General features: G+C 55.6%; 28 protein-coding genes. 4 read left to right on the top strand and 24 right to left on the bottom strand.

Annotated features, from left to right (window positions below):
* Window positions 1-57: 57 nt before the first annotated feature.
* The 12 genes from K6123_RS10180 to K6123_RS10125 form a co-directional block, all read right to left on the bottom strand.
* Window positions 58-381 carry a HesB/IscA family protein gene (locus K6123_RS10180; protein WP_221797325.1) on the bottom strand — a complete coding sequence of 108 codons (324 nt, stop codon included), beginning with the start codon at window positions 379-381 and terminating at the stop codon, window positions 58-60.
* 495 nt (window positions 382-876) lie between these two features.
* On the bottom strand, window positions 877-1,704 hold the full coding sequence (locus K6123_RS10175; RefSeq protein ID WP_221797323.1) for a Rossmann-like domain-containing protein: 828 nt from the start codon (window positions 1,702-1,704) through the stop codon (window positions 877-879).
* 23 nt (window positions 1,705-1,727) lie between these two features.
* Window positions 1,728-2,090: a hypothetical protein gene (locus K6123_RS10170; RefSeq protein WP_221797321.1), complete on the bottom strand. Its 363-nt coding sequence runs from the start codon at window positions 2,088-2,090 to the stop codon at window positions 1,728-1,730.
* Window positions 2,087-2,413, bottom strand: a complete 327-nt coding sequence (locus K6123_RS10165) for a (2Fe-2S) ferredoxin domain-containing protein (protein ID WP_221797319.1) — start codon at window positions 2,411-2,413, stop codon at window positions 2,087-2,089. Before K6123_RS10165 ends, K6123_RS10170 begins: the two co-directional genes overlap by 4 nt.
* 5 nt (window positions 2,414-2,418) lie before the next feature.
* Window positions 2,419-2,727, bottom strand: coding sequence for a ferredoxin III, nif-specific (gene fdxB / locus K6123_RS10160; protein WP_221797317.1), 309 nt, complete (start codon window positions 2,725-2,727; stop codon window positions 2,419-2,421).
* Window positions 2,728-2,914: 187 nt separating this feature from the next.
* The gene (locus tag K6123_RS10155; protein WP_221797314.1) at window positions 2,915-3,133 is read right to left on the bottom strand and encodes a CCE_0567 family metalloprotein; all 219 of its coding nucleotides are present in this window, start codon (window positions 3,131-3,133) and stop codon (window positions 2,915-2,917) included.
* Between the two features lie 57 nt (window positions 3,134-3,190).
* On the bottom strand, window positions 3,191-3,655 hold the full coding sequence (locus K6123_RS10150) for a NifX-associated nitrogen fixation protein (RefSeq protein WP_221797313.1): 465 nt from the start codon (window positions 3,653-3,655) through the stop codon (window positions 3,191-3,193).
* A gap of 47 nt (window positions 3,656-3,702) precedes the next feature.
* Complete coding sequence (locus tag K6123_RS10145; RefSeq protein WP_221797310.1) at window positions 3,703-4,173, bottom strand: NifB/NifX family molybdenum-iron cluster-binding protein; 471 nt, start codon at window positions 4,171-4,173, stop codon at window positions 3,703-3,705.
* A 22-nt stretch (window positions 4,174-4,195) separates the two neighbouring features.
* Window positions 4,196-5,590 carry a nitrogenase iron-molybdenum cofactor biosynthesis protein NifN gene (gene nifN, locus K6123_RS10140; protein ID WP_221797308.1) on the bottom strand — a complete coding sequence of 465 codons (1,395 nt, stop codon included), beginning with the start codon at window positions 5,588-5,590 and terminating at the stop codon, window positions 4,196-4,198.
* Window positions 5,587-7,059 carry a nitrogenase iron-molybdenum cofactor biosynthesis protein NifE gene (nifE, locus tag K6123_RS10135; RefSeq protein ID WP_221797306.1) on the bottom strand — a complete coding sequence of 491 codons (1,473 nt, stop codon included), beginning with the start codon at window positions 7,057-7,059 and terminating at the stop codon, window positions 5,587-5,589. The genes nifN and nifE overlap by 4 nt, the downstream gene beginning before the upstream one ends.
* Window positions 7,060-7,332: 273 nt before the next feature.
* Window positions 7,333-8,937 carry a SagB/ThcOx family dehydrogenase gene (locus tag K6123_RS10130; protein ID WP_221797304.1) on the bottom strand — a complete coding sequence of 535 codons (1,605 nt, stop codon included), beginning with the start codon at window positions 8,935-8,937 and terminating at the stop codon, window positions 7,333-7,335.
* A gap of 58 nt (window positions 8,938-8,995) precedes the next feature.
* On the bottom strand, window positions 8,996-9,250 hold the full coding sequence (locus tag K6123_RS10125) for a nitrogen fixation protein NifZ (RefSeq protein ID WP_221797302.1): 255 nt from the start codon (window positions 9,248-9,250) through the stop codon (window positions 8,996-8,998).
* Between the two features lie 282 nt (window positions 9,251-9,532).
* Between K6123_RS10125 and K6123_RS10120 the strand changes: the two genes are divergently transcribed.
* Genes K6123_RS10120 through modC form a run of 3 tightly spaced genes read left to right on the top strand, consistent with a single transcriptional unit; the run spans window position 9,533 to window position 11,870 of the window.
* Window positions 9,533-10,006: an ankyrin repeat domain-containing protein gene (locus tag K6123_RS10120; RefSeq protein WP_221797300.1), complete on the top strand. Its 474-nt coding sequence runs from the start codon at window positions 9,533-9,535 to the stop codon at window positions 10,004-10,006.
* A 23-nt stretch (window positions 10,007-10,029) separates the two neighbouring features.
* Window positions 10,030-10,716 carry a molybdate ABC transporter permease subunit gene (gene modB / locus K6123_RS10115; protein WP_221797298.1) on the top strand — a complete coding sequence of 229 codons (687 nt, stop codon included), beginning with the start codon at window positions 10,030-10,032 and terminating at the stop codon, window positions 10,714-10,716.
* Window positions 10,707-11,870 (top strand): molybdenum ABC transporter ATP-binding protein, encoded by a 1,164-nt coding sequence (gene modC / locus K6123_RS10110; RefSeq protein WP_246624726.1) that lies wholly within the window; start codon window positions 10,707-10,709, stop codon window positions 11,868-11,870. The genes modB and modC overlap by 10 nt, the downstream gene beginning before the upstream one ends.
* A gap of 29 nt (window positions 11,871-11,899) precedes the next feature.
* Here the strand turns inward: modC and K6123_RS10105 are convergent, their stop codons facing one another.
* Window positions 11,900-12,166, bottom strand: a complete 267-nt coding sequence (locus K6123_RS10105) for a hypothetical protein (protein WP_221797295.1) — start codon at window positions 12,164-12,166, stop codon at window positions 11,900-11,902.
* Window positions 12,163-12,570 (bottom strand): bacteriohemerythrin, encoded by a 408-nt coding sequence (locus tag K6123_RS10100; RefSeq protein WP_221797294.1) that lies wholly within the window; start codon window positions 12,568-12,570, stop codon window positions 12,163-12,165. Before K6123_RS10100 ends, K6123_RS10105 begins: the two co-directional genes overlap by 4 nt.
* Before the next feature lie 392 nt (window positions 12,571-12,962).
* On the opposite strand from K6123_RS10100, the gene K6123_RS10095 reads away from it, so the two are divergent.
* Entirely contained in the window at window positions 12,963-13,445 is a 483-nt protein-coding gene (locus K6123_RS10095; protein WP_221797292.1) for a NifB/NifX family molybdenum-iron cluster-binding protein, read from the top strand.
* Between the two features lie 126 nt (window positions 13,446-13,571).
* On the opposite strand, the gene K6123_RS10090 is transcribed toward K6123_RS10095, so the two are convergent.
* The 10 genes from K6123_RS10090 to nifH form a co-directional block, all read right to left on the bottom strand.
* Entirely contained in the window at window positions 13,572-14,078 is a 507-nt protein-coding gene (locus K6123_RS10090) for a hypothetical protein (RefSeq protein WP_221797290.1), read from the bottom strand.
* Window positions 14,079-14,084: 6 nt separating this feature from the next.
* Entirely contained in the window at window positions 14,085-14,501 is a 417-nt protein-coding gene (locus K6123_RS10085; protein ID WP_221797289.1) for a hypothetical protein, read from the bottom strand.
* Between the two features lie 53 nt (window positions 14,502-14,554).
* Window positions 14,555-14,944, bottom strand: a complete 390-nt coding sequence (locus K6123_RS10080; RefSeq protein ID WP_221797287.1) for a NifB/NifX family molybdenum-iron cluster-binding protein — start codon at window positions 14,942-14,944, stop codon at window positions 14,555-14,557.
* A complete protein-coding gene (locus K6123_RS10075; protein ID WP_221797285.1) occupies window positions 14,937-15,680 on the bottom strand; it encodes a 4Fe4S-binding leucine-rich repeat protein in 744 nt (247 codons plus the stop codon). Before K6123_RS10075 ends, K6123_RS10080 begins: the two co-directional genes overlap by 8 nt.
* 23 nt (window positions 15,681-15,703) lie before the next feature.
* Window positions 15,704-15,970 carry a hypothetical protein gene (locus K6123_RS10070; protein ID WP_221797282.1) on the bottom strand — a complete coding sequence of 89 codons (267 nt, stop codon included), beginning with the start codon at window positions 15,968-15,970 and terminating at the stop codon, window positions 15,704-15,706.
* A complete protein-coding gene (locus K6123_RS10065; RefSeq protein ID WP_221797280.1) occupies window positions 15,967-16,677 on the bottom strand; it encodes a NifB/NifX family molybdenum-iron cluster-binding protein in 711 nt (236 codons plus the stop codon). Before K6123_RS10065 ends, K6123_RS10070 begins: the two co-directional genes overlap by 4 nt.
* A 1-nt stretch (window position 16,678) precedes the next feature.
* Complete coding sequence (nifT, locus tag K6123_RS10060; RefSeq protein WP_221797278.1) at window positions 16,679-16,900, bottom strand: putative nitrogen fixation protein NifT; 222 nt, start codon at window positions 16,898-16,900, stop codon at window positions 16,679-16,681.
* 236 nt (window positions 16,901-17,136) lie between these two features.
* Entirely contained in the window at window positions 17,137-18,708 is a 1,572-nt protein-coding gene (nifK, locus tag K6123_RS10055) for a nitrogenase molybdenum-iron protein subunit beta (RefSeq protein ID WP_221797276.1), read from the bottom strand.
* A gap of 109 nt (window positions 18,709-18,817) precedes the next feature.
* Window positions 18,818-20,299: a nitrogenase molybdenum-iron protein alpha chain gene (gene nifD / locus K6123_RS10050; RefSeq protein ID WP_221797274.1), complete on the bottom strand. Its 1,482-nt coding sequence runs from the start codon at window positions 20,297-20,299 to the stop codon at window positions 18,818-18,820.
* 152 nt (window positions 20,300-20,451) lie between these two features.
* The gene (gene nifH, locus K6123_RS10045; RefSeq protein ID WP_221797272.1) at window positions 20,452-21,330 is read right to left on the bottom strand and encodes a nitrogenase iron protein; all 879 of its coding nucleotides are present in this window, start codon (window positions 21,328-21,330) and stop codon (window positions 20,452-20,454) included.
* Window positions 21,331-21,529 lie beyond the last annotated feature (199 nt).

The raw sequence follows: 21,529 nt of genomic DNA, 5'->3' as shown, positions 1-21,529 counted from the left end.
TTTTCTACCTCGTGCTAATCGGCTGGCTGCTGTTTTGGTTTTGATCGACTGTCGCGGTTAACAAGAGAAAGACTTGCCACAACCGCAGCTATTGCTGGCGTTCGGGTTTTCAAATTTGAAACCGCTGCCTTCCAGGCCATCGAGGAAATCGACGGTCACGCCTTCCAGCAGTGGTGCACTGTTGACGTCCAGCAACACTTTCAGGCCATCAAACTCAACGACCTGGTCGTCGTCGGCGATTTGCTCTTCCAGCTTCATGCCATACTGAAATCCTGAGCAGCCGCCCCCTTCAACCTTGATACGCAAACCCGCCATCGGGGTGGCGGTGCTATCCATAAAGCGACGAACTGCGCTGACTGCGCTATCTGTTAGATTGATCATGTCTGCCTCCTCTGGCCTCGACTGCGATCGTTCTGCGCCATTTTGAAACGGCGTCTGCGTGTTACCCTGAGACTGTTTTTGCAACCCATATGCCACGCTTCGAGCCAAAATTTTTCCTATATATTTCAGTTACTTGACAGCCTTTGGCCACACTGTCGGGGTGTCAGGAAAGAGACTGATTGGAGTCAATTTGTCGCAGTTGCGACAAACCATCCGGGGCCGCAACGAAGGCTAATGTCGTATCAGTGACAGCAATCGGACAAGGGTCCGGAAGTAAACCAGGCAGCGCTCAAAAACGTTGGCAAATGGGCTGGGGACAGATCAGCAGGCGGGATAATTCAGTCGAGGGGTTGGGATTATTGAACCACTACATGGAGATCGGAAGTAGGTTGGGCCGCGCCCAACATTTGCCGGGCAAGGCCCAGCCTACAACAAATTGATTGGTTAGTGTCGGAAGCCGGAGCCGGGAAGACCTGAAATAAGCGGCTTTGAAATCTAGCTGAATTTAACCACCCGATAGCTGACAGCCTGCTCAAAAATACCGGTGCCACCACCTTCCGCAACAATGGTTTGCAGTTGTGGGAAATCCTCCACCACCACACCGGCCAGGTAATCCACCCCAAAGTCCGCCCACTCCTGCAACCACGGCAGGCTGGGACCCAACAACACCGTGTTGGCATTACGACAATACGACAACAGCGTTGGCAAGGTTTTGTTGGCCAAAGAACTGGCAGTCAGAAACACCCAGTCGGCAGCCGGCAAATACTCTGCTGCCGCTGCGGCTGGCAGCTCACCATCATTGGGATTCTGTTCAATGCAGTGATAGCTGAACTGGTCAGCAAACACCTTCATGCCGGGGTAGCGACCAATCACCACCACATTGGCGTCTTGCAACTGTGGCGCAAAATGGGCGAAGACCGCCAGATTGCCTGGAATCGCACGCTCGATATGGGCAGTAATCGGGCTGCTGGCGGCCAGTGCCGGGCTGTCGATTTGCAACAAGGCATTGGCGGTTGCCAGACTAATAACCGTTTCGCAGGGGTTCCAGCCCTGTAACCAGGGCAGGATTTCAACCGCCTTGCGGCCGCTGAGTTTACCCGGCCAGGGCAGATTGCGCGGTGCCTGACTGGCACTGAAACACAATCCAACCTGAGCGGGCGCCATCGACAGACCCAAACCGGGCCCACTCGATAGTTGATCCACTGGATTGAGGGCCACATAGCTCCAACTCAAACCCTGCATCACCTGCTGCAAACAGTAGCCGTCTGCAACGGCTTCAGCACGTTGCTGAATCAGCCGATAGAGAGTTTGATGGTCAGCCATGGGTTACCTCAGTCATGCGAATCTCATTCAGGCAAACGAATCAGTTGCAGTTCGGATTGCAGTTTGTCATCACCACCCCAAACACTGACGGAGGCGATAAACCAGCCAGCCTTGTTCGGATGGTTGGCAATCACATCGTATTCCGCAAACACCCGGCCGCTCTGGTCGATTTGCACCGTCCCGAGCAGCTGACCATTGGCATCCCGCCAGAAGCCGTAGGTGGTAATGCTACCGTCGTACGGATCGCGCCGTTCTTCCGTTTCGGCAAAGGGCATATCAATGCCCTTGAGTGCCAGGCCGATGTCCTGCACCGGTTGAATGAGCTGGTCGCGTACCCGCTCAGCGCGACGCTGAAAGGTCTTGCTGAGCTCAATCACGGCGCTCACATCCACACCTCATCCGGTGCCATTTTTTCCACTACCGGCTCACCACCAATCAGGTGCTGGTCGATGATCTGGTCCAGATCCTCCACGCCGACCTGCATGTAGAGGGTACCACCTGGATACACCAGCAGGTTGGAACCGGCGCGACAAGGGCCCAGGCAACCGGTTGGTACCAGCGATACCTTGTTGAACAGGCCTTTCTGAATCAGTTTTTCAGACAGCGCCTGCATCATGGCGCCAGCACCTTTCTCACCGCAGCTTGAACGTGGGTGACCGGCAGGACGCTGCTGGCTACAGGCGAATACGTGGATCTCTGGTTTAGGCATGGTGATTACCCCGCTACTGGCATGGCTTCATGGGTGTGACAGTTTTTCGGACAAACGCGGGCACAAGACACACAACCAATGCAGTCGTCTGCGTTGGCAATGGTCATGACCTTCATTTCGTCGTCGTCATCGTAAAAATCATCGTCGTCTTCCGCGTCAATAACGTCGGCACGATCAACCAGATCGAATACGTCGCGCGGGCAAACCTTGTAACAACGGCCACAACCAATGCAGGTCATTGGGTTGATTGCAGTTACAAATTCAGGGGTCCATTCCGTACCACCACGGGTACGGCCGGTGATGCTGTCAGCCATGGCCGATCTCTCCTTCATTAGGCCAGTACTGCTGGCCGCTGTTCATTCACGGTGTTGGGGTGGTGTCGAACTGCTGTTCGACACCGGTCGCGCCGGGGTCTGTTGCCCCTTATAAATGCCAGACGGGTGATTCCCCGTCCGGTCACTGCGCTGCTCAGTGCCTTGCCCGGGCCTGTGCTGTTATGAATCAGGCAGTCTCTTCAGCGGCTGCCTGATCGTATTCTGCTTGCGCCGCCTTCCAGGCTTCACAGGCTTCAATTGCCTGCTGGGCCATTTCCGGCAACTTGTTGTAATCAGTCCAGTAGGTGTCTTCCACCACATCGTGGATCATCGAAGCCACTTCGGTGGCCATACGCTTTTTGGCACTGGCATTTTTCTTCAGTGTTTTCAGCTCTTCCGGGGTCATGATTTGCTCCTGTTGCTGGCTGGGTGGCGCGGTCCCGCAAGGGACCGGCTGCAAGACTTACAGAGTTGCAACTTCGCGATAGCTGGTAACCAGGCCAACCGCCTTGTCAGTCATCTTGGTTACTTCTTCTTCCAGTTTTTCCAGTGAGTCAAAACCGAAGCGGTGTACGTCACGGAGGGTTTTGTCGACCACGATCAGCTTGCCAACACAGATAATGGCGCGGCCAAAACCTTCGTGAGTCAGGTTGATCATAGGCACCGCCATCAGGCCACACTCTTTTTCAATCAGCGTGGATACAGCGTTGTAGTAAGCCTTGATGCGGGAAACGATGGTTTCATCCGGATCACCCACCACCGGGATTTCGCGACGCTGAGCCTTGGTCAGGATCATCGGCGACAGTACTTTCTCGTCGGTCCAGGTGTCGTAGGTGCCGTAGCTGTCCATCGCACGCAGCTGAACCACAATCTGAGATACGATTTCGGAAGACTTCACTGGCGCTTCCACAAGAGTTTCTTCAGTCATGTTGTGCTCTCTTTTAATTGCTTGTACGAACCTGGGTTCGTGGTGAATTATTCACTCCAGCCTTCCGCTTCCATGTCGTCAAAACGCGACACTATCGGCAAGGTGCGGCTGCGCATGGCCTTCGCCAGCCAGCCCGCCGGGCCACTGCGCAGCTCCTGCAACAGGCTGTCGAGCAGATCGGCAATCTCACTATCGTTAGACACTTTTACCGGCTGCACACCGTGGCTGATCAGCTGACGTACTGCTGAAGCCCCACAGGCGCGGCAGTAGACCGCAATGCAGTCATCGAGCATGGCGATCTTGTCGGCCAGCTTGTCTTCGTTGCTGTCCATATCCGGCTGCTCGAATTCAGCAATCCGCAACAACCAGGCCTTCTCGAAATCAAGGCCGTAAAATACAAATGCCGTCGCCGAGCCAAAGTGCTGGTCGACCACCACACGGTCTGAGCTGGCAAACGCCACCCGGATAATTGGTTCCGGCCGGTCATCAACCACCTTGAGCTGGCGGGTGATTGTCATAAGTAACTCCTGCAGCCAGTGTTCAGTGGCTCGCTGCGCCAGCCACTGCACCGTGTGCCGGTTGATCCTGTTTCTGGGAATAAATCGAGTGGTACGGCTGCACATCCTCGTGCTCACTCAATTTCAGATTGGCCAGATCAAACAAGGCCTGGGAAGTACCCTGATAACCAAACCAGCAGCGCTGGAAACCGCCCAGAATGTCGTATTGGGGGAAACCGGCACGCAGAATCGGTACACCCAGACGATGAGCGCTCTCGACCCCATGACTGTTACTGATCAGTATCTGGGCCTTACCTTCCAGGGCACTTTTTTCGACTTCTTCAAAGTCGCCGATGATCGGATTGATGTGCGCCAGTGACTTCAGCGCAGCATTGTTGGCCGGCGCTACAGCCGTCACGACGTCGGCGCCCATGCCCAGCAGCAAACGGCTGAAACCAGCAATCAGATCGCCGTCACCGGCAACCGCCACACGGGTAAAACCAATCATGAAATGGCTGTCGAGCATGGCGTCCTGGAGCTGACGGCGATGGCGCTGGTAGCGTTCAGGCACACTTTCACCGCTCAGTTGCGACAGCGTCATCAACCACTCGTCGACGCTATCCAGGCCAATCAGGTGACCAAAACAATGGACTGGCAACCCGACCCGTTCGGCAAAATGGCTGGCGGTTTCATGCAAACTTTCACCAACAGCCAGCACCGCGCAGCTGTCACCGGCAGCAGCCAGTTCATCCAGGCTGACACCGCCAGTGGTCACCGGGCTGAAACTGCCATCATCCAGATGGCCATCGAGGGAGCCGGACAGATCCGGCACCAACAGCGGCCGTAAACCAAAGGCGCTGATGCTGTCGTGCAGGTATTCAAGATCACCCGGGGTCAGGTTGGCACCACAGAGCACGGTAACCTGGCGCTTGCGGCTGCCCGGGCGGGCCTGTTCGGTTGGCACCATGGTGTCGAGCAAACCTTTGACTGCCAGTGCGAAACCACTTTCAAAGCTGCCGGCAAAATCCGGGGTGTTAACCATCACCACTTTGGTGGTGTCGTACTGCGGGAACTGGCTGCGGAAACGATGTAACGCCTGCTTGATATCAGCGCCCTGGGTTTCTGCCAGGCCCGTGGTGGCCACCCCGATCAGTTTTGGGCTGGTCTTTTCACACATGATCTTGAGTGCTTCGACAATGTTGTCGTCAGCACCCATCACGGAGGAAATCTGATCCATCGCCGTGGTTTGCAGCGGCACAGGCTCACGGAAGTGACGAACAAAAAACACCTTGGCGAACGCGGTACAGCCCTGCGATCCGTGCATCAGCGGAACCGCGTGTTTAACCCCCAGAAATGCCAGGGTGGCCCCTATGGTCTGGCTGGTTTTCAGCGGGCTGACAGACAGCGCCTTGGCGCGACGTTTGACCTGTTGGCTCATACTGCCTCCCGTACGTCATCAGCTTCGTCAGTATTGGCGCTGGCCTCGTCGGTGTTAACCACCGCGGTCAGAGCTACCGCTTTGGCTGACGTCGCGGTTTCCCATGGGGCGGACTTGCGTACTGCTGGCCAGACCGGGCTTTCCAGTGTCAATGCCAGCTGCTTCACCAGCTCCAGCATGCCGACATAACCGGCGTAGCCGAATTCACGTTCCTGGTTGATATCGAGGAAAGGAATACGGGCTTTCAGGGCGGTGTACATGTTGCGGCCACCGGCAATCAGGATATCGGCCTGATAATCGGCAACGGTTTGCAGCAGCACTTTGGGGCTGCCGCCATCCAGCATCTTGACGTCGTCGCCCATGATTTCGCGAATCCGTGCCTTATCTTCCTCGGTGGACTTCTTGGTGCCGGTGGCAACCACTTTCATGCCGAGATCCTGCAGTGCAGACACCACTGACCAGGACTTCACACCACCGGTATACAGCAGCACCCGCTTGCCATTCAGACGTTCGCGCCATGGCTCCAGCTGCACTCGCACGCGGGCTTCTTCACGGGTGATCAGGGCTTCAGTGCGTTCGGTCAGATCCGCATCATTGATCAGCCGGGCAAAGTCACGCAGTGCCTGGGAAGTATCGGTAATGCCGTAGAAACTGCCTTCAAACCACGGTGTGCCATAACGCTCCTGCAGCTTGCGGGCAACGTTCAGCATCGCCTTCGAACACACCATCATGTTCACTTCAGCGCGGTGCATGGTTTGCACTTCGTGGAAACGGGCGTCACCGGAGAGGGTGCACAACACCCGGATACCGAGCTCGTCCAGCAGTGGCAGTACGTTCCAGAATTCACCGGCAATGTTGTATTCGCCAATCAGGTTAACGTCGTGAATCTTTTTGCCCTGATTGAGCAACTCAGGCTTCAGTGGCTCTGGCTCACGACTGCCAATCACGTACTTGACCATGGCTTCACCCGCAATGCGATTGCCCAGGTTTTTGGTGCCGTAGAAACCAGCCGCGTCCACCGGCACTATGGGTACACCCCAACGCTCTTCAGCAGCCTTGCATACCGCATCGACGTCATCGCCGATCAGCGCAGGCACGCAGGTGTTGTAAACAAATACGGCGGCCGGATTGTGGGTTTCGATGGTTTGCTTGATGGAGTGAAACAGTCGTTTTTCACCACGGCCCATGATCACGTCCTGTTCGGTCAGGTCAGTGGTCATACCGATACGGTAAAGGGTTGGGCCGCTGGAACGGGTACCGCGGTTATCCCAGGAGCTGCCGGCACAGGCAATCGGACCATGCACAACGTGGGCGACATCAGCGATTGGCAACAGCGCAATCTGGGCACCGTCAAAGGCACAGCCACCGTCAGTAGCGCCCGGGGTCGGCTTGGCACAACCGGATTTCTCCTTTTTGTTGTGGCTGCAGGCTGGCTCGTCCATCAACTCGGCAATGTCTTTGGCCTTCATGTGCTTCCCCTTGGCTTGATTTGCGGTCTTGTTACAGAACCAAGGCAAAACCGATACCAGCACCCAAACCATTGATTTATTTATATTTTATTGAAAAAAGACTTGTAGCAGACCCGACAAGCGGCGGGATTTGGAGGGGATATGACAATTGCAAAAAAGCAGGAGGGAGACGGAAATATTATTGTAGGCTGGGCCATGCCCAGCAAATGTTGGGCGCGGCCCAACCTACCTCCAACATCCGAGCTTGCGCGGCCCAACCTGCTCCCGATTCCCTCAACGATTCTGGTAGGGCCGCCAGCTGGTAATGCGGTGGTCGATCAGCGGCAGACCAACAGTGAAGCCATACAACACCTGCCAGCCGCCATCAGCTGGCAAACCCAGTAACTCAAGTGCCGGGTCGTCAAAGAAGCAGCCGATGCCGGTGCCTCGCAAGCCAGCGGCTTCCGCTTCCAGGTAGAGCTGCTGGCCAATTGCGCCAGCCTGCCAATACAGTTGACGATAACGCCAGGGCTGTTTGTCGATATTCGTACAATTGGCCAACATGGAAACGGTAAAACAGCTGTCGCCTCCAATCGTTTGCTGACAGTTGAGGCGCGCTGCAGTGCGGCGGGTACCAGCAGCCAGCAAACGATACAGTGGCAGGTGATCCGGTGCGGATTCCACCTTCTGCCATTCAAACTGGTCGCGCATCGAAGCCTGCAAACCAGCCTGGTTGGCAGGATCGCGAGTCAGCAGATAGAGGCCGGACGGCAGGCCCTCCACCTGATGAACAAACAACACCAGTTCAACGCCCTGTTGCAGCGGCAGCAACTGCCAGGGTGGCAGCTGTGGCCGTAACAGCAGGTGATCCAGCAAGGTGAAAAAATCCGTTTGCTGCATCATTCCCTGCGGGTCGAATTGCTGGGCCGAACGCCGTTGTAACAGCAAGCTGGAGGCTGGCTCATCAGCCAAAGCACCACTGGCAGGCATGGCTGCGGGCCATACCGCCGGCTCGACGGTTGCCAGCCAGGCGGGTAAATCCGCCGTTGTAACTTCCGCTGCGGCCGCCATTTGCTGCAGCACAGGCCACTGATACATGGGTTTGGGGTCCAGCACATTGGCCTTGCCCTGCCATTGGCCCGCCGCCGCTCGCTGGATAAATTCGTCCACATCGGCGACTGTCAGCGCGACCAGACAATCGGGATGTTCGTATTCATGAACCCTGGGAAACTCCTCCAGCCTATCAAGTCCCAGCAGGCTGGCCAGTTCCGCGTCAGCAATCGCTACCGGTTGCAGGGCGGAACGATCAGCGCCCATGGCTGCCAGCGCCAGATTCACAGCTGCCAGTGCATGACCAACATCGTGCTGACAATAACGCCAGGCCCGCTCGCCGTATTTCCAGCCTTCGCGCCACAACACCGAACTGAAGGCCATCAAAATCTGCGGCTCATTGCTGGTCATCGGGGTACGGAAACCACAGCGCCATTCGAGTCCATGGCAATCTGGCCGATAGTGATAAATGCCGTCGGCCAGACCGTCGATATTGGCCAGCAACAGCCAGCTTTCAGTGGGATGCAAGTTGCCACTGGAAGGATTCACTCGCAGCGACCAGCGGGCATTGCCGAATTGTTTCCAGGCCGACAACGCCAGTGACCACTGCAACAGTTCACTCAGATCCGCCAGGCTGGTGAGCGAGCGCTGCCCCGGTTTGTTGGCCTGCCACAGGTCCTGCCAACGCAACGCACCAGGCTGCTTGTGTAACGGCATCAGCCGCAGATCTGCACCGTCATAACTGCGGAACGGGTCTGGCTGACTGTCCCAGTCGAGGGTTTCCGGCCCTTTCGCATAGCCGTCTGAACGGTGTTTGCTGAGCGTGTGGTAGTCCTGCACAAAAGTCATGACGCATCCTTTCAGTGATGGATTCGTTCTGTCGTGAGCTGCTATCAGTAGTGGGCTACTAGTGGGTTGCCACTGGCTCGCCGCTGACCTCATCAGGCAGGCAGGTCACCAGAGCCGGGTTACCGGCGGCGTCTGTAAAAGCCACCAGCAAGACTTCCTGGTTCGGGTCTTCTTCAAGGTGGCCAGTGTTGACCAGCATGCCCATGCTGCCCGCTTCGGCAAACACATGTTGCTCCGGATAACCGGGTACAGAACCATCGTTGACGATGGTGGTAGTGGCAAATACGGCGTCGCCTTTTTCCAGTCTGCTCATCGGGTATTTCTCCTGGTAAATCCATCTGGGCCTGCCGTCAGCCGGGCTTGTCATGATCACGACAAAAGCACGGTATTGTCTGGCGAGGTGGTTTCAACCCACAACCCGGCATTTTTGCCTTGTCGTATATCCAACAATTGTGGGCCCTATATTTTTTCATATAAAACAAACAGTTAGACAAAACCCAAGGTAATCCTGATGGATTCTGGCTGGTGTCGCCCGAGCCATTTTCAGCCGGGAACACTCTATGCAGAGCAAAACTTTTGCCAGTCAGGAGGCTTTATGGATACCGCAACTGCAGCAACCGCCCTGTCAGACGCCACTCGCCAGTGGATGATTGAATGGGGTTTTAATCCCGACCAGCCCGCCGCTACCGGCCAGTATCAGGACACCCCGCTGATCCGTGCAGCCCGCAACGGCGATGCCACCATCACGCTGGAATTACTGGCGCTGGGACCGCAGGCCTGCGCGCTCAACCATCGAAATATGGATGGCACCAATGCCCTCTGGGCTGCCGTAGTGGCCAACAGTCTGGACGTTGCCGAGCAATTACTGGCGGCCGGTATTGATATCGACAATCTCAACGACAATGGCGCTTCAGTACTGATGTACGCCTCGTCTTCTGGCAAGGCACCCTGGGTGCAATATCTGCTGGAAGCGGGTGCTGACAGTTCGGCCGAAACCCTCGATGGCTTCACGGCACTGGATCTGGCCGCTAATATCCATTGTCTCAAGCTGTTAAAAGCAGCCCGCTGATTTGTTCAAGGGAGACCTCGCGAATGGAACTGTCTGAAGCCGATTTTACGGCTATCTGGCTGACACTGGAGCTGGCGAGTCTGGTGACCCTGATCCTGCTGGTGATCTCCACGCCGATTGCGCTGTGGCTGGTACGCAGTAACAGTCGTGCACGCCCTTTTATCAACGCCGTCGTGGCGTTGCCACTGGTGTTACCGCCCAGCGTGTTGGGCTTTTATTTGCTGATTGCGATGGGCCCTCATGGCCCGCTTGGCAAATTCACCGAGTCGATTGGCCTCGGCACCTTGCCGTTTACCTTTGCTGGTCTGGTGGTGGCTTCGGTGATCTATTCATTACCTTTTGTTGTACAGCCAATCCAGAACGCCCTGGCAGCACTGGGCAACCGCCCGGCTGAAGTCGCTGCCACACTGGGAGCCAGCCCGCTCGACACCTTTTTCCGGGTCACCCTGCCGCTGGCGCGGTCCGGCTTTCTGACCGCTGCGGTACTGGGCTTCGCTCATACGGTTGGCGAATTTGGCGTGGTACTGATGATCGGCGGCAATATTCCGGACGAGACACGGGTGATTTCGCTGCAGATTTACGACCATGTTGAAGCACTCGACTACACCCAGGCACATATTCTGTCGGCCTTGATGGTCGGTTTCTCATTTGTGGTCCTACTGCTGTTGTACGGTATCCGCCAACCTGCCGGAGGTCGCTCATGGACCTGATTATGCCAATGTCCAGCGTCGCTGCTGCCTCACGGGAACAGCGCCTGAGCAGACCGTCACCATCCGCTCCCGGCCTGTCTTTGGCGCTGCAACTGCAACGGGCCGAGTTCTGTCTCGACGTTAAACTCAACCTGCCAGCACAGGGTGTCAGCGTACTGTTTGGCCACTCAGGTTCGGGCAAAACCACCCTGCTGCGTTGTCTGGCTGGCCTTGAACGAGCCGATGGTGAAGTGAAATTTGGTGAGCAGATCTGGCAGCAAGGCCGCCAGTGGCTGCCAACCCATAAACGGCCGCTGGCCTACGTGTTTCAGGAAGCCAGTTTATTCGAGCACCTGACCGCCCGCGGCAACCTCGACTTTGCCATTAAACGGGTGAACCAGCGGCAGCTGCAAAACTCCGGCAAGCCGTTACTGGTTGAAGACGACATCATCGAGATGCTCGGCATCGGCCATACCCTCAAACGTTATCCCCAGCAGTTGTCTGGCGGCGAGCGTCAGCGGGTGGCAATTGCCCGCGCCTTGTTGAGCCAGCCATCACTGCTGTTAATGGATGAACCGCTTGCATCGCTCGACGAGCAACGCAAGCAGGAGATTCTGCCCTATCTCGAACGGCTGAAATCCGGGCTGGCCCTGCCAGTGGTGTACGTCACCCACTCCATTCAGGAAGTAGCGCGACTGGCAGACTATCTGGTAGCGATGGACCAGGGCCAGGCAGTTGCCCACGGTACGCTGGCAGAAACCCTCGCTGACCCGCACTTTCCGCTGCAACTGGGTGAGGAAGCCGGGGTGGTACTGGAAGGCGTGATTGAACAGCGTGACAGCCAATGGCAGCTGGCCTGCATCCGTGTTGCCGAGCAGCACGATATTTGGTTACGGGATAACGACAAGCCGCTCGGTGCCGCCATTCGGGCGCGTATTCTGGCCCGCGATGTCAGTCTCTCTAACAGCCGTCATGAAGACACCAGTATTCTCAACGCCTGGCCGGTGGTGGTGGAAAGCATCCACACCGACAAACACGAAGGACTGGCACTGGTGCGGGTACGAGCCGGTGATACCCCACTGCTGTCACGGATGACCCGCCGTTCGGTAGACCACCTGCAATTGCATCCCGGCAAACAGGTGTGGGCGCAGGTAAAATCAGCGGCGTTGGTCTAAACCAGCCACCACCGGGCGACTGACACTCGTCAGTCGCTTTCACCCCAGAGAAATTCGTCGATTTCCTTCATCAGATAATCATTGTCGGCAATATGACGAGCAACGTGCTCGGCTTCTTCGCGAGTATGGCCATGTAAGGTAAAGCTGGCGGTACCGGCCGGATCACCGTCGTACACCAGTTTCACCAGTAACAGCCATTGTTCATCCAGCGGTGTCGGCCGTAATTCCACAGCCGCTTGCAAGCGGCCTTCCAGCAAGGTGATGTAATGCAAACTGTCGGCAGCAGGCTGGCTCATGAATGCTGCTCCAGCCATTTCACCATGGCGGCATCCATGGTACGGATATGCAGGTTGAACCATTCCGGTAACTGCTCCAGCGCATAGGCGCGACAGAACATCACCCGGCCCTTGCTGGCGCGCTCGGCCATCTGGGTCAGTTCACCGGCAACGCGGTTATGATTGCCGCGATGCTCGCCCAGGGCAGGATAACCGGCCGCTTCCATAAGCCGGTTTTCGAGTTCGAAATGGGCCAGCGTATGTTCGGTCAATTCCAGGAACAATTCCTTGAAACCGGCATTGTCCGCGTTGCGGATGGCTTCGATCAAACGGCTGAATTCAGCATGGTCGCCATCAATATCAGCGTGCCCCAGGGCAATTACGTCAGTCAGGGGTTGCGGCACCACCACTGTGGTTGAAGTCATTCTTGTTTTCCCGTTACTGGATATCTGCACTGCTGGTTGCAAGTAGCGTGCACGCACCAGCCGCCTGCCTGTATTTAGCAGCAGCCACAAATAACCTTAAAAATCATATGGTTACTTTCAGATATTCGTAAGGTTAAAAAAGCCGGTCTGGCCAGCCAGATAATTTGTCGTAAACATTACAGAAAACCGACAATCTGCTCTCCGCGCCTTGCGACAATTTTCCGGCTGTTCGCCAACGACTCCGGAATAAACCCGCTAAATTCTTACAAGCTATTGAAACAAAAAAGGTTTTTATAATTTTCTGCAAGCCGCCACAGGCGACAAAAGTGAAATCAATCTGGTTCGCCACTTGCAACATCCCGGTTTGATCATCAATTCCCGGGAGCCAGTTTATGAATGATGTTGCCTGTATCGCCGAGGCGGAAGCGTCACCGCTTTCTCTCAAAGTCGCGTTCGCCTCGATGGAAGGCGATATGGTGGACCAGCACTTTGGTTCTGCAGAGGCTTTTTTTGTATACGCCGTGACGGCGGATTCGGCCGAGCTGATTGCCCAGAAATCCTTCGGCTACGAGAAGAAAGACGGTAACGAAGACAAGCTGAAACCGAAGATGGCCTTTCTGGTCGGTGCCGACGTGGTCTATTGTGGCTCGATTGGCGGCTCTGCTACCCGTCAGCTGGTATCACTGGGGATTAACCCGATCAAGGTGAGTGGCGGCCCGGATGTCGATGAGCTGCTTGAAGCCTTGCAGGCGCAATTACAGGGCGAAGCCGAGCCCTGGCTGGCCCGTATCATGCGTGGCAAAAATGCCAACAACAGCGAATCACGCTTTGAAGATATGGCTGAAGAAGCCTGGGAAGAAGAAAACTGGGATTAAGGCAGCAACACTGAGCAATTACCAGGTCCTGCCATACCGGATACGAGGTATCCGAATCAGGAGAGCAGGCGTCCCGCCTGCATAATGGCCTTTCTGCGGGTGGGACGCCCGCACTCCCTGGCGCTGTTAGTCCTGCTCCGCCTCAAGCAGGCTTTCCGCCATGCCACGCACCACGCTGCCACCCACCTCATCGGCCGGGTCCAGCAGCTCAAGCTTGTTCAGTACTTCAACCGCCTGTTCGATCTGGCCACTGCGCAGCGACACAAATCCGAGTGCTTTCATGCTGTAGAGATACAGCCGCAATGGCCCTTTGATCAACGCCCGATCAACCGCCTGATCTGGCAGCTGACGCCAGTCGGCTGGCCAGTCAATCGCTGCGCCACCCTGTTGCAACACCTGATGAATCAGTTCGAACGACTGTTCAAAACGATTGCTGTAGGCGTACATTTTGTAGAGCGCCACCTTGGTTTCGAGACGGCCGCCGAGTGCCTGGTCGACCTGCAATAACAGGTTTTCAGCCCGTTGCCAGTCATCATTGACGTTGATGGGCTCCCGCAGCAATTGCTGTAGCGCCATGGAGGTAACCTTGTCCGCAGGCAGCGGCGCATCGGCAAACAGGTCTTTGACGATCATGATGTGTTACTCGGCAGAGGTTTTGGGAGGCAACAGTCCGGTTTTGCGCAAGCGCGCCTTGAAGCCTTTCATCACCGGGCGGGAAATAGCGGTTTCCGCCAGTACCCGGGTTTCATAGATTTCCATACGAATGGCCTCGTCGAGTTCGGCCAGCTGCTGTAACCGCAAGGCCGCAGCGATGCGCTGGTGAATATCATCCCCCAGATGCACCCCCGCCAACTCACGCACCTGCTGATAAAGCTCGGCCATGATCGGCTTTTCCGCCTCGACCATTTTGCATTTGCCATCGAGGATCTTCAGCATCACGGCGGTAGCACAATCAACCTCAGGCGGGCTGAGGGTTTGCTGCTCCAGCCAGTGCTGCACCTGTTGAACCCGGGCAGTCACGTCACTATCGGTCTGAATTGCGGTTGCTGTCGTCATATTGCCTGCCTTCCCCGTCACTGCGACGTTTTACTTCAACTGATTCAGAACGGTCAGCATCCGCTGACCAGTTCGCCAGCCTGATAGCGTTGCAACAGTGCCTGCATCCCATCGTCGATGGCTTCGTAGGCGAAGTCTTCCAGCACGGTCACGCCAATCGCGGCCAGTTTGGCTTTCGGGCCATCACCCGCCTTGGCCGTCAGCAGCAGATCACAATCCTTGATGGTGGTCAGAATATCCGCCATCGCCGCTTTACTGTCGTTGCCCGGACCACCGCAATAAAGCGCCACTTCGCGCTTGTCGATGTATTCGAAGCCGTCGGCCAGCAAGCGGAAGATGCGAAATTCGCGGGCGTGACCAAAGTGCTGGTTAATGGCAATGCCGTCCTTGCTGGAGATAGCTACCAACACACCCTGTTCGGCGTCAGTGGCAGCCTCACTCATTGTCGGCATCTTCCAGCAAACGCGCGGCCGCTTCACGGACTTCGCTGTCTTCGTCATTGAGCAAGCCAGGCAAGGCCGAACGCGGAGCGTTTTCCACCGCTGACAAACGCACGGTCCAGTCCGGGTCTTTCAGCATCACCATAACGTCGTCGCCTTCGAGCCGTGAGGCAACAATGCGGCGGACTTCCGGTTCCGGGTCGTGAGCCATCAGTACCAGGCTTTCTTCCGGCAACCGCTCGGCTACCCGTTTGCGCACCTGACGATCACGGTCACGCATAAAGCGGAATAGCCGACCACCGGGCAAGCGGGTAACAACATAGGTGCGTACCAGATAGTCAGGGTCGTCGGCCATCTGTTCGAGCTGGTCGACCGGCAAGCGGTCAGCGACGGTAATACGCACTTCCCGGTCCGGGTCCTTCATCAACGATGCCAGTGATTCCCGTGGCAGCCGGTAGGCAACCGCCCGCCGCACCGCTTCATCCGGATCACGGATCATGCTGGCCAACGCCTGCGGCGGCGAATAACGCACGGCAATGGCGCGACGCTCCCAGAATCCGTCGTTAAGGTACTGCACCGCCAGCTCCGGGTTGAACTTCAGGAAGCGGTCCATCTGGCGACCGCTGTCCACCGCAATGCAGACATCGCCCGGGACACAGCGGCCGGACAACAGCAGGCTGCTGCGATAACGACAGGTACGGCAATTACCTACCGGAGTGAGATCGACATCATCAGTCATGCTGGGCCTCCCGCCACAGGAATTCAGTCTTCATACAATTCCGCAAACACCACCCCGGTGGCGATCTCTTCATCGTTGGTCAAAATTGAACAGTGATCTCTGGAATCGACCAGGTACACCAGGTATTTGTCGCGTTCCAGGTAGGGCTTGCCATGGTTGATGTCGTCTTCCGAACACCAGGTCAGGCCCTTGCCCGGATAGATTTCACGCAGCTTGCTGATCAACTGCTCACTCAGGCCCATCTCATCGGCCAGCTCACACATGGCCAGAATATCGTCTGATTTGATCATACCCATGACTCCTGTTTGATTCGCTCGCGCGTCTGACCGCGCATGAGGTTATCCATCCATGGTGGCGGATTGTCCGCCATGACTTCCTGCAGCTCGGCCAACAATTCCGGCGCTGGTCTGGGTGCCACTGTGCGGATCGGGTGCAGTCCGGCCCTGACCACGCTGGCACCGGCGGTAGCCCCCAGCGTCAGTGAGCAGACCAGCTGGCAGTCGGCCAGCATATCGGTGCGGGCATCGTAACGTTCGCGTGGACTATGGCCGCGCAAGTGTTCGGATACTTCGCGGATCTCGATCAGGCGGATTTCCTGTACGGACACCTGATAGATCAAAAAACGGTCACAATTGCCAAACGGCGCATCAATGCGGTCACCACGATTGGAAGCGCAGGCCGCCCGCAGCGAACCTGGCATATCGCCGTCCTGATAAGGTTCTACAGCCGGCAGGGTTGCCCGCAGATCAACCCCGTGACCACGCAGACTGGACATGGCATTGCGCAGCTGATCATCGGTCAGGTTGCGTAATACCAGCCGACCGGCCTGCCGCAAGCGTTTGAGTCGCAGGCGCTTGACCCGCTCCGGGCTGAGGGGAACCCCCACCGCCCGAATCACCACAGCCACCCACTCATCCAGCTCCACGCCCGGCAGGCATCGATGGGCCATGCCTATGCGCAGGGCCATATCGTCAGTGAGAGGGCGGACCCGATTCATATCAGGCCTCGGCGCCGCGTTTGGCTCGTACTGTGATTGGCAGATCTGGTTTGCCCGGCATCTTGTCGATCACAAAGCTGGAACCATCGCCGAGGGTCAGCTCACCACCCCAGGCATCCTCTGTATCAAATTCGATGGAAGCGATAACGTCTTCCTGGTCTTTCTTTGGTACATACAGGGTCAGTTCGCCCTTGTCGTTTTCACGCAGCATGACGCTTGGCATGGGGTATCCCTCTTTTCTGTGAGTAAGTTGTTGCCGTCCTGAATCGGGCACAGGCTGGCCAGAGTTCACTGCCTGCAGATCCGGCAATGAACTCTGGAGAGCCTCCAGAAACCACAAAACCACGAGCGCTTGTGGCGACTCGCGGTTTCAATAACTACTGTGACTGTGCTGGTAACTGTGTCGTTACCAGCACGGTCAGGGCCTTCGCCATCACTGGCTGAACCCCTTGGTAAGCCTTAGCGAACCAGGTCGTAGTTATAGTCAGTGGTCTGCATGCCACGAGTCTCGTCATCCAGGCGTTCCAGTACAGAGTTAACCAGAGTGGTTACGATCTGCATGGCACCTTCGTAACCCAGAGTGGTTTGACGATGCATGTGGTGACGGTCAAAGATCGGGAAGCCGATACGGATCAGCGGTACTTCGAATTCTTTGCCTTTGTACAGGGTGTCACGCTGGATGAACTTGCCGTAGCTGTTACCAATCATGAAGTCAGGCTTGTTGGTGAATACCAGGGAACGCATGTGCCACAGGTCTTTACCAATGTGAACTTCACAATCTGCACCTTGTGGGTATTCGGCCAGCATGGCGTCCATCATTTTCTTCCAACGCTTGTTGGCGTTGTTGGAAAGGATGTGAGTAGGCTCACAACCCAGTTCCAGCAGGAACTTGGTCATACCTTCCACGTAGTCCGGGTCGCCCCACAGAGCAAACTTCTTGCCGTGCAGCCAGGTGTGGGAGTCGGTGATCATGTCAACCAGACGACCACGTTCTTTTTCCAGGCTGGCAGGAATTGGCTTGCCAGTGATTTCGCTGACAGTCATCAGGAATTCGTCGGTCCAGGCCAGACCCATTGGGATCTTGTTCTTTGGAACTTCGTGTTTCCAGACGTTCTTGGCGAATTTTTCGGTCTTAACCAGCTGGTTTGGTTGCAGCAGGATGGTGTTCAGGGCGTTTGGCGCGTCCTTGATTTCATCCTGGGTAGTACCACCAGCGTACATGCGGAAAGTACCGTCAGCTGGGGTATCCAGAATTTCTTCAGGGTCAGACAGCAGGGTGAAGTCAACATCCATTTCCTTCATCATGCGCTTGATAACACGGTAGTTGCCCAGGTAGGTTTCAAAACCAGGAACCAGGTTCAGCTTGCCGTTGGAACCAACTACCTTGTCTTCCATGAAGTTGAGGGTGAAGTAACGCGCGATACCCTCAAACATGTTGTCCCAACCAGTTACGTGGGAACCCACGAAAGATGGCGTGTGGGCGAAAGGAGTTGGATATTCCTGAGGAATATGACCTTCTTTCTTGGAGTTGTTGATGAAGGCGTTCAAGTCGTCACCGATAACCTCTGCCATACAGGTAGTGGATACCGCGATCATGTCTGGCTTGTAGATAGCCTTACAGTTTTCCAGACCGTCCTTCATGTTTTGCTGACCACCGAATACCGCAGCGTCTTCAGTCATGGAGTCAGATACACAAGCGATCGGCTCCTTGAAGTGACGGTTGAAGTAGGTACGGAAGTAAGCAACACAACCCTGGGAACCGTGCACGTATGGCATGGTTTTTTCGAAACCCAGAGAGCACAGTACGGCACCCAGAGGCTGACAGGCCTTGGCTGGGTTAACAGTCAGAGCTTCACGCTTGAAGTTCAGCTCCTTGTACTCTTCAGTAGTGGTCCACAGGAAAGTCTCGTCGATTTTTTCCTGGGTGTGGGCTTCTTCGAAATCAGCCTTTTTCTTGGCCAGCATGTCTTTGTATTCGTCTTCACGAAACAAAGGATAGCTTGGCATGATGTTGTCTACTGACTGGCTCATAGTTCTCTCTCCTCCCGCCCCGCTCATCTGCGGCCGACGGGTAATTGGCTTGGTTGTGGGTGCGCCATCAGGCGCACCCAGGTCCTTGCATTACTGGAACAGTGCGGGATCAGGCAGAAGCCGCCACTGCTTCATCAGCAGCTTCGGTAGACTTCTTCCATGGAGCCTGCAGGAGTCCCCAGCATGGGTTGTTCAGGGTCATGTCCATATCGCGGGCGAAGATGGCGAAACCATCGAAGCCATGGTATGGGCCTGAATAATCCCAGGAGTGCATCTGACGGAAAGGCACACCCATTTTCTGGAAGATGTACTTTTCCTTGATGCCGGAACCGATCAGGTCAGGCTTGACGCGTTTAACGAATTCTTCGAATTCGTAGCCAGTCACGTCATCGTACAGCAGGGTAGCGTCGCCCATTTCTTTCAGGGTACGGTCGTAGTCATCGTTGTGACCGAATTCATAACCGGTACCAACTACTTCCATGCCCAGATCTTCGTATGCGCCGATCACGTGACGTGGACGCAGACCGCCGATGTAAAGCATTACGCGCTTGCCTTCCAGACGTGGACGGTACTTGGCAACCACGGCTTCCCATTCAGGCTGGTACTTGGCGATAACTTCTTCACACTTGGCCTGGATGCTTTCGTCAAACTTGGCAGCGATTGCACGCAGGGATTCAGCAGTCTTGGTTGGACCGAAGAAGTTGTATTCCATCCAGGGAATCTTGTACTTCTCTTCCATGTGACGGGAGATGTAGTTCATGGAACGGTAGCAGTGAACCAGGTTCAGCTTGACCTTTGGAGTCAGTTCCATTTCAGCAATGGTGCCGTCACCGGACCATTGAGCAACAACACGCAGACCCATTTCTTCCAGCAGGATACGGGAAGACCAGGCGTCACCACCGATGTTGTAGTCACCAATGATGGCTACGTCGTAATCGGTTTGTGGGAAGCTGTTGTCGTCGTCACGAGCGCCCAGAGTCCAGTCACGGATAGCATCGTTGGCAATGTGGTGACCCAGAGACTGGGAAACGCCGCGGAAACCTTCACAACGAACCGGAACTACAACCTTGCCGTGCTCAGCAGATTTTTTCTTGGAAACGGCTTCGATATCGTCACCGATCAGACCGATTGGACATTCGGACTGAATGGAGATGCCCTTGTTCAGCGGGAACAGGGTTTCGATTTCGTCGATCAGGGTAGCCAGCTTCTTGTCACCGCCGAATACAATGTCTTTCTCCTGGAAGTCAGAAGTAAAGTTCATGGTAACGAAGGTGTTCACACCGGTAGTACCGATGTAGTAGTTACGACGACCTGCGCGGCTGTATTGGCCACAACCAACCGGACCGTGAGAGATGTGGATCATGTCCTTGATAGGACCCCAAACCACACCCTTGGAACCAGCGTAGGCACAACCACGAATGGTCATAACACCTGGCAGGGACTTTTTGTTGGAAGTGATGCACTTCTTGGATTGTTCCAATTCAGGATCGTTTGGAGTCAAGTGCTTTTCACGGTTTTTCTGGGCTTTCTCCGGATAAACCTCGAGCACTTCCTGAATCAACGATTCCACTTCATCGCGTGACATGGCCATTTTGGGCCTCCTTCAAATTTTGACGGGTAGCAGACCGGGGCCAGAGGGGACGGCCCCGGATTCCGACGGGGTCAATCCACCCCGTCCCGAGCAGGATCCGCATCACCAGGATACAAATCCGGTGGCGAGGCAAACTCGCCGACTGATTAAAATCAGCCTTCGAGTTCAGCAGCGGTCTTGCCAACTACTGATTCGTCTTCTTCTTCCATGATGCCGAATTCCATCAGCAGCTCTTCCAGCTCATCCATAGTTACAGGCTTTGGAATCACCAGGTTGGTGTTAGCCATAACTTTTTGAGCCAGGGTACGGTACTCATCAGCCTGCTTGGCGGATGGATCGTACTCGATCACAGTCATACGACGGATCTCGGCGCGCTGTACCACGTTGTCACGTGGAACGAAGTGGATCATCTGGGTGCCGATTTTCTCAGCCAGGGCGATGATCAGCTCGTCTTCACGGTCAGTGTTACGAGAGTTACAGATCAGGCCAGCCAGACGCACACCGCCAGAGTTTGCGTACTTCACGATACCTTTGGAGATGTTGTTGGCAGCGTACATAGCCATCATCTCACCAGATACAACGATGTAGATTTCCTGAGCCTTGTTTTCACGAATTGGCATGGCGAAACCACCACACACAACGTCACCCAGTACGTCATAGAATACGAAGTCCAGATCGTCTTCGTATGCGCCTTCTTCTTCCAGGAAGTTGATCGCAGTGATTACACCACGGCCAGCACAACCAACACCGGGCTCTGGACCGCCAGATTCAACACAACGAACGTCGCCGTAACCGGATTTCAGTACATCTTCCAGTTCCAGATCCTCAACGGTACCGGCTTCAGCAGCCATTTCCATGATGGTGTTCTGGGCTTTTGAGTGCAGAATCAGACGAGTAGAGTCTGCTTTTGGGTCACAACCTACGATCATTACCTTTTTGCCGGCTTCTGCCAGAGCAGCTACCAGGTTCTGAGTGGTTGTGGACTTACCGATACCGCCTTTGCCGTAAATGGCGCATTGACGCATAGCCATAGTCTGTATCTCCTAATTGTTAGGGCTGGGACCTTTGCCTCCGAGTGCAGGCATTGCCGGGTAACCGCTTGCTCCGGTTGCGGTGTGCAGCTCTCCTTGCACACCTACCAACAACGAGATAGCTACTGCGAACCTTGTGCCAGAGCGGCATGAAAATTTTAAGTTATTGTTTTTTAAAGAATTTTAATTTTAACGACCG

The sequence above is a fragment of the Oceanobacter mangrovi genome (assembly GCF_019740315.1).
GTDB classification, from domain to species: domain Bacteria; phylum Pseudomonadota; class Gammaproteobacteria; order Pseudomonadales; family Oceanobacteraceae; genus Oceanobacter; species Oceanobacter mangrovi.
Note: the sequence above shows the minus strand (reverse complement) of the source record. Positions and strands in the feature narration are given on the sequence as shown.

Bases quoted from the DNA above. Each gene is read 5' to 3' on its own strand.
- nifD (WP_221797274.1), bottom strand. From the start codon at position 20,299: ATGGCCATGTCACGCGATGAAGTGGAATCGTTGATTCAGGAAGTGCTC.
- K6123_RS10120 (WP_221797300.1), top strand. From the start codon at position 9,533: ATGGATACCGCAACTGCAGCAACCGCCCTGTCAGACGCCACTCGCCAG.
- nifK (WP_221797276.1), bottom strand. From the start codon at position 18,708: ATGAGCCAGTCAGTAGACAACATCATGCCAAGCTATCCTTTGTTTCGT.
- K6123_RS10180 (WP_221797325.1), bottom strand. From the start codon at position 381: ATGATCAATCTAACAGATAGCGCAGTCAGCGCAGTTCGTCGCTTTATG.
- nifN (WP_221797308.1), bottom strand. From the start codon at position 5,590: ATGAGCCAACAGGTCAAACGTCGCGCCAAGGCGCTGTCTGTCAGCCCG.
- nifH (WP_221797272.1), bottom strand. From the start codon at position 21,330: ATGGCTATGCGTCAATGCGCCATTTACGGCAAAGGCGGTATCGGTAAG.
- modC (WP_246624726.1), top strand. From the start codon at position 10,707: ATGGACCTGATTATGCCAATGTCCAGCGTCGCTGCTGCCTCACGGGAA.
- K6123_RS10175 (WP_221797323.1), bottom strand. From the start codon at position 1,704: ATGGCTGACCATCAAACTCTCTATCGGCTGATTCAGCAACGTGCTGAA.
- nifE (WP_221797306.1), bottom strand. From the start codon at position 7,059: ATGAAGGCCAAAGACATTGCCGAGTTGATGGACGAGCCAGCCTGCAGC.
- K6123_RS10145 (WP_221797310.1), bottom strand. From the start codon at position 4,173: ATGACAATCACCCGCCAGCTCAAGGTGGTTGATGACCGGCCGGAACCA.
- K6123_RS10150 (WP_221797313.1), bottom strand. From the start codon at position 3,655: ATGACTGAAGAAACTCTTGTGGAAGCGCCAGTGAAGTCTTCCGAAATC.
- K6123_RS10125 (WP_221797302.1), bottom strand. From the start codon at position 9,250: ATGAGCAGACTGGAAAAAGGCGACGCCGTATTTGCCACTACCACCATC.
- K6123_RS10105 (WP_221797295.1), bottom strand. From the start codon at position 12,166: ATGAGCCAGCCTGCTGCCGACAGTTTGCATTACATCACCTTGCTGGAA.
- K6123_RS10090 (WP_221797290.1), bottom strand. From the start codon at position 14,078: ATGATCGTCAAAGACCTGTTTGCCGATGCGCCGCTGCCTGCGGACAAG.
- K6123_RS10100 (WP_221797294.1), bottom strand. From the start codon at position 12,570: ATGACTTCAACCACAGTGGTGGTGCCGCAACCCCTGACTGACGTAATT.
- K6123_RS10065 (WP_221797280.1), bottom strand. From the start codon at position 16,677: ATGAATCGGGTCCGCCCTCTCACTGACGATATGGCCCTGCGCATAGGC.
- K6123_RS10075 (WP_221797285.1), bottom strand. From the start codon at position 15,680: ATGACTGATGATGTCGATCTCACTCCGGTAGGTAATTGCCGTACCTGT.
- K6123_RS10085 (WP_221797289.1), bottom strand. From the start codon at position 14,501: ATGACGACAGCAACCGCAATTCAGACCGATAGTGACGTGACTGCCCGG.
- nifT (WP_221797278.1), bottom strand. From the start codon at position 16,900: ATGCCAAGCGTCATGCTGCGTGAAAACGACAAGGGCGAACTGACCCTG.
- K6123_RS10130 (WP_221797304.1), bottom strand. From the start codon at position 8,937: ATGACTTTTGTGCAGGACTACCACACGCTCAGCAAACACCGTTCAGAC.
- K6123_RS10080 (WP_221797287.1), bottom strand. From the start codon at position 14,944: ATGAGTGAGGCTGCCACTGACGCCGAACAGGGTGTGTTGGTAGCTATC.
- K6123_RS10155 (WP_221797314.1), bottom strand. From the start codon at position 3,133: ATGACCCCGGAAGAGCTGAAAACACTGAAGAAAAATGCCAGTGCCAAA.
- K6123_RS10095 (WP_221797292.1), top strand. From the start codon at position 12,963: ATGAATGATGTTGCCTGTATCGCCGAGGCGGAAGCGTCACCGCTTTCT.
- fdxB (WP_221797317.1), bottom strand. From the start codon at position 2,727: ATGGCTGACAGCATCACCGGCCGTACCCGTGGTGGTACGGAATGGACC.
- K6123_RS10070 (WP_221797282.1), bottom strand. From the start codon at position 15,970: ATGATCAAATCAGACGATATTCTGGCCATGTGTGAGCTGGCCGATGAG.
- K6123_RS10165 (WP_221797319.1), bottom strand. From the start codon at position 2,413: ATGCCTAAACCAGAGATCCACGTATTCGCCTGTAGCCAGCAGCGTCCT.
- modB (WP_221797298.1), top strand. From the start codon at position 10,030: ATGGAACTGTCTGAAGCCGATTTTACGGCTATCTGGCTGACACTGGAG.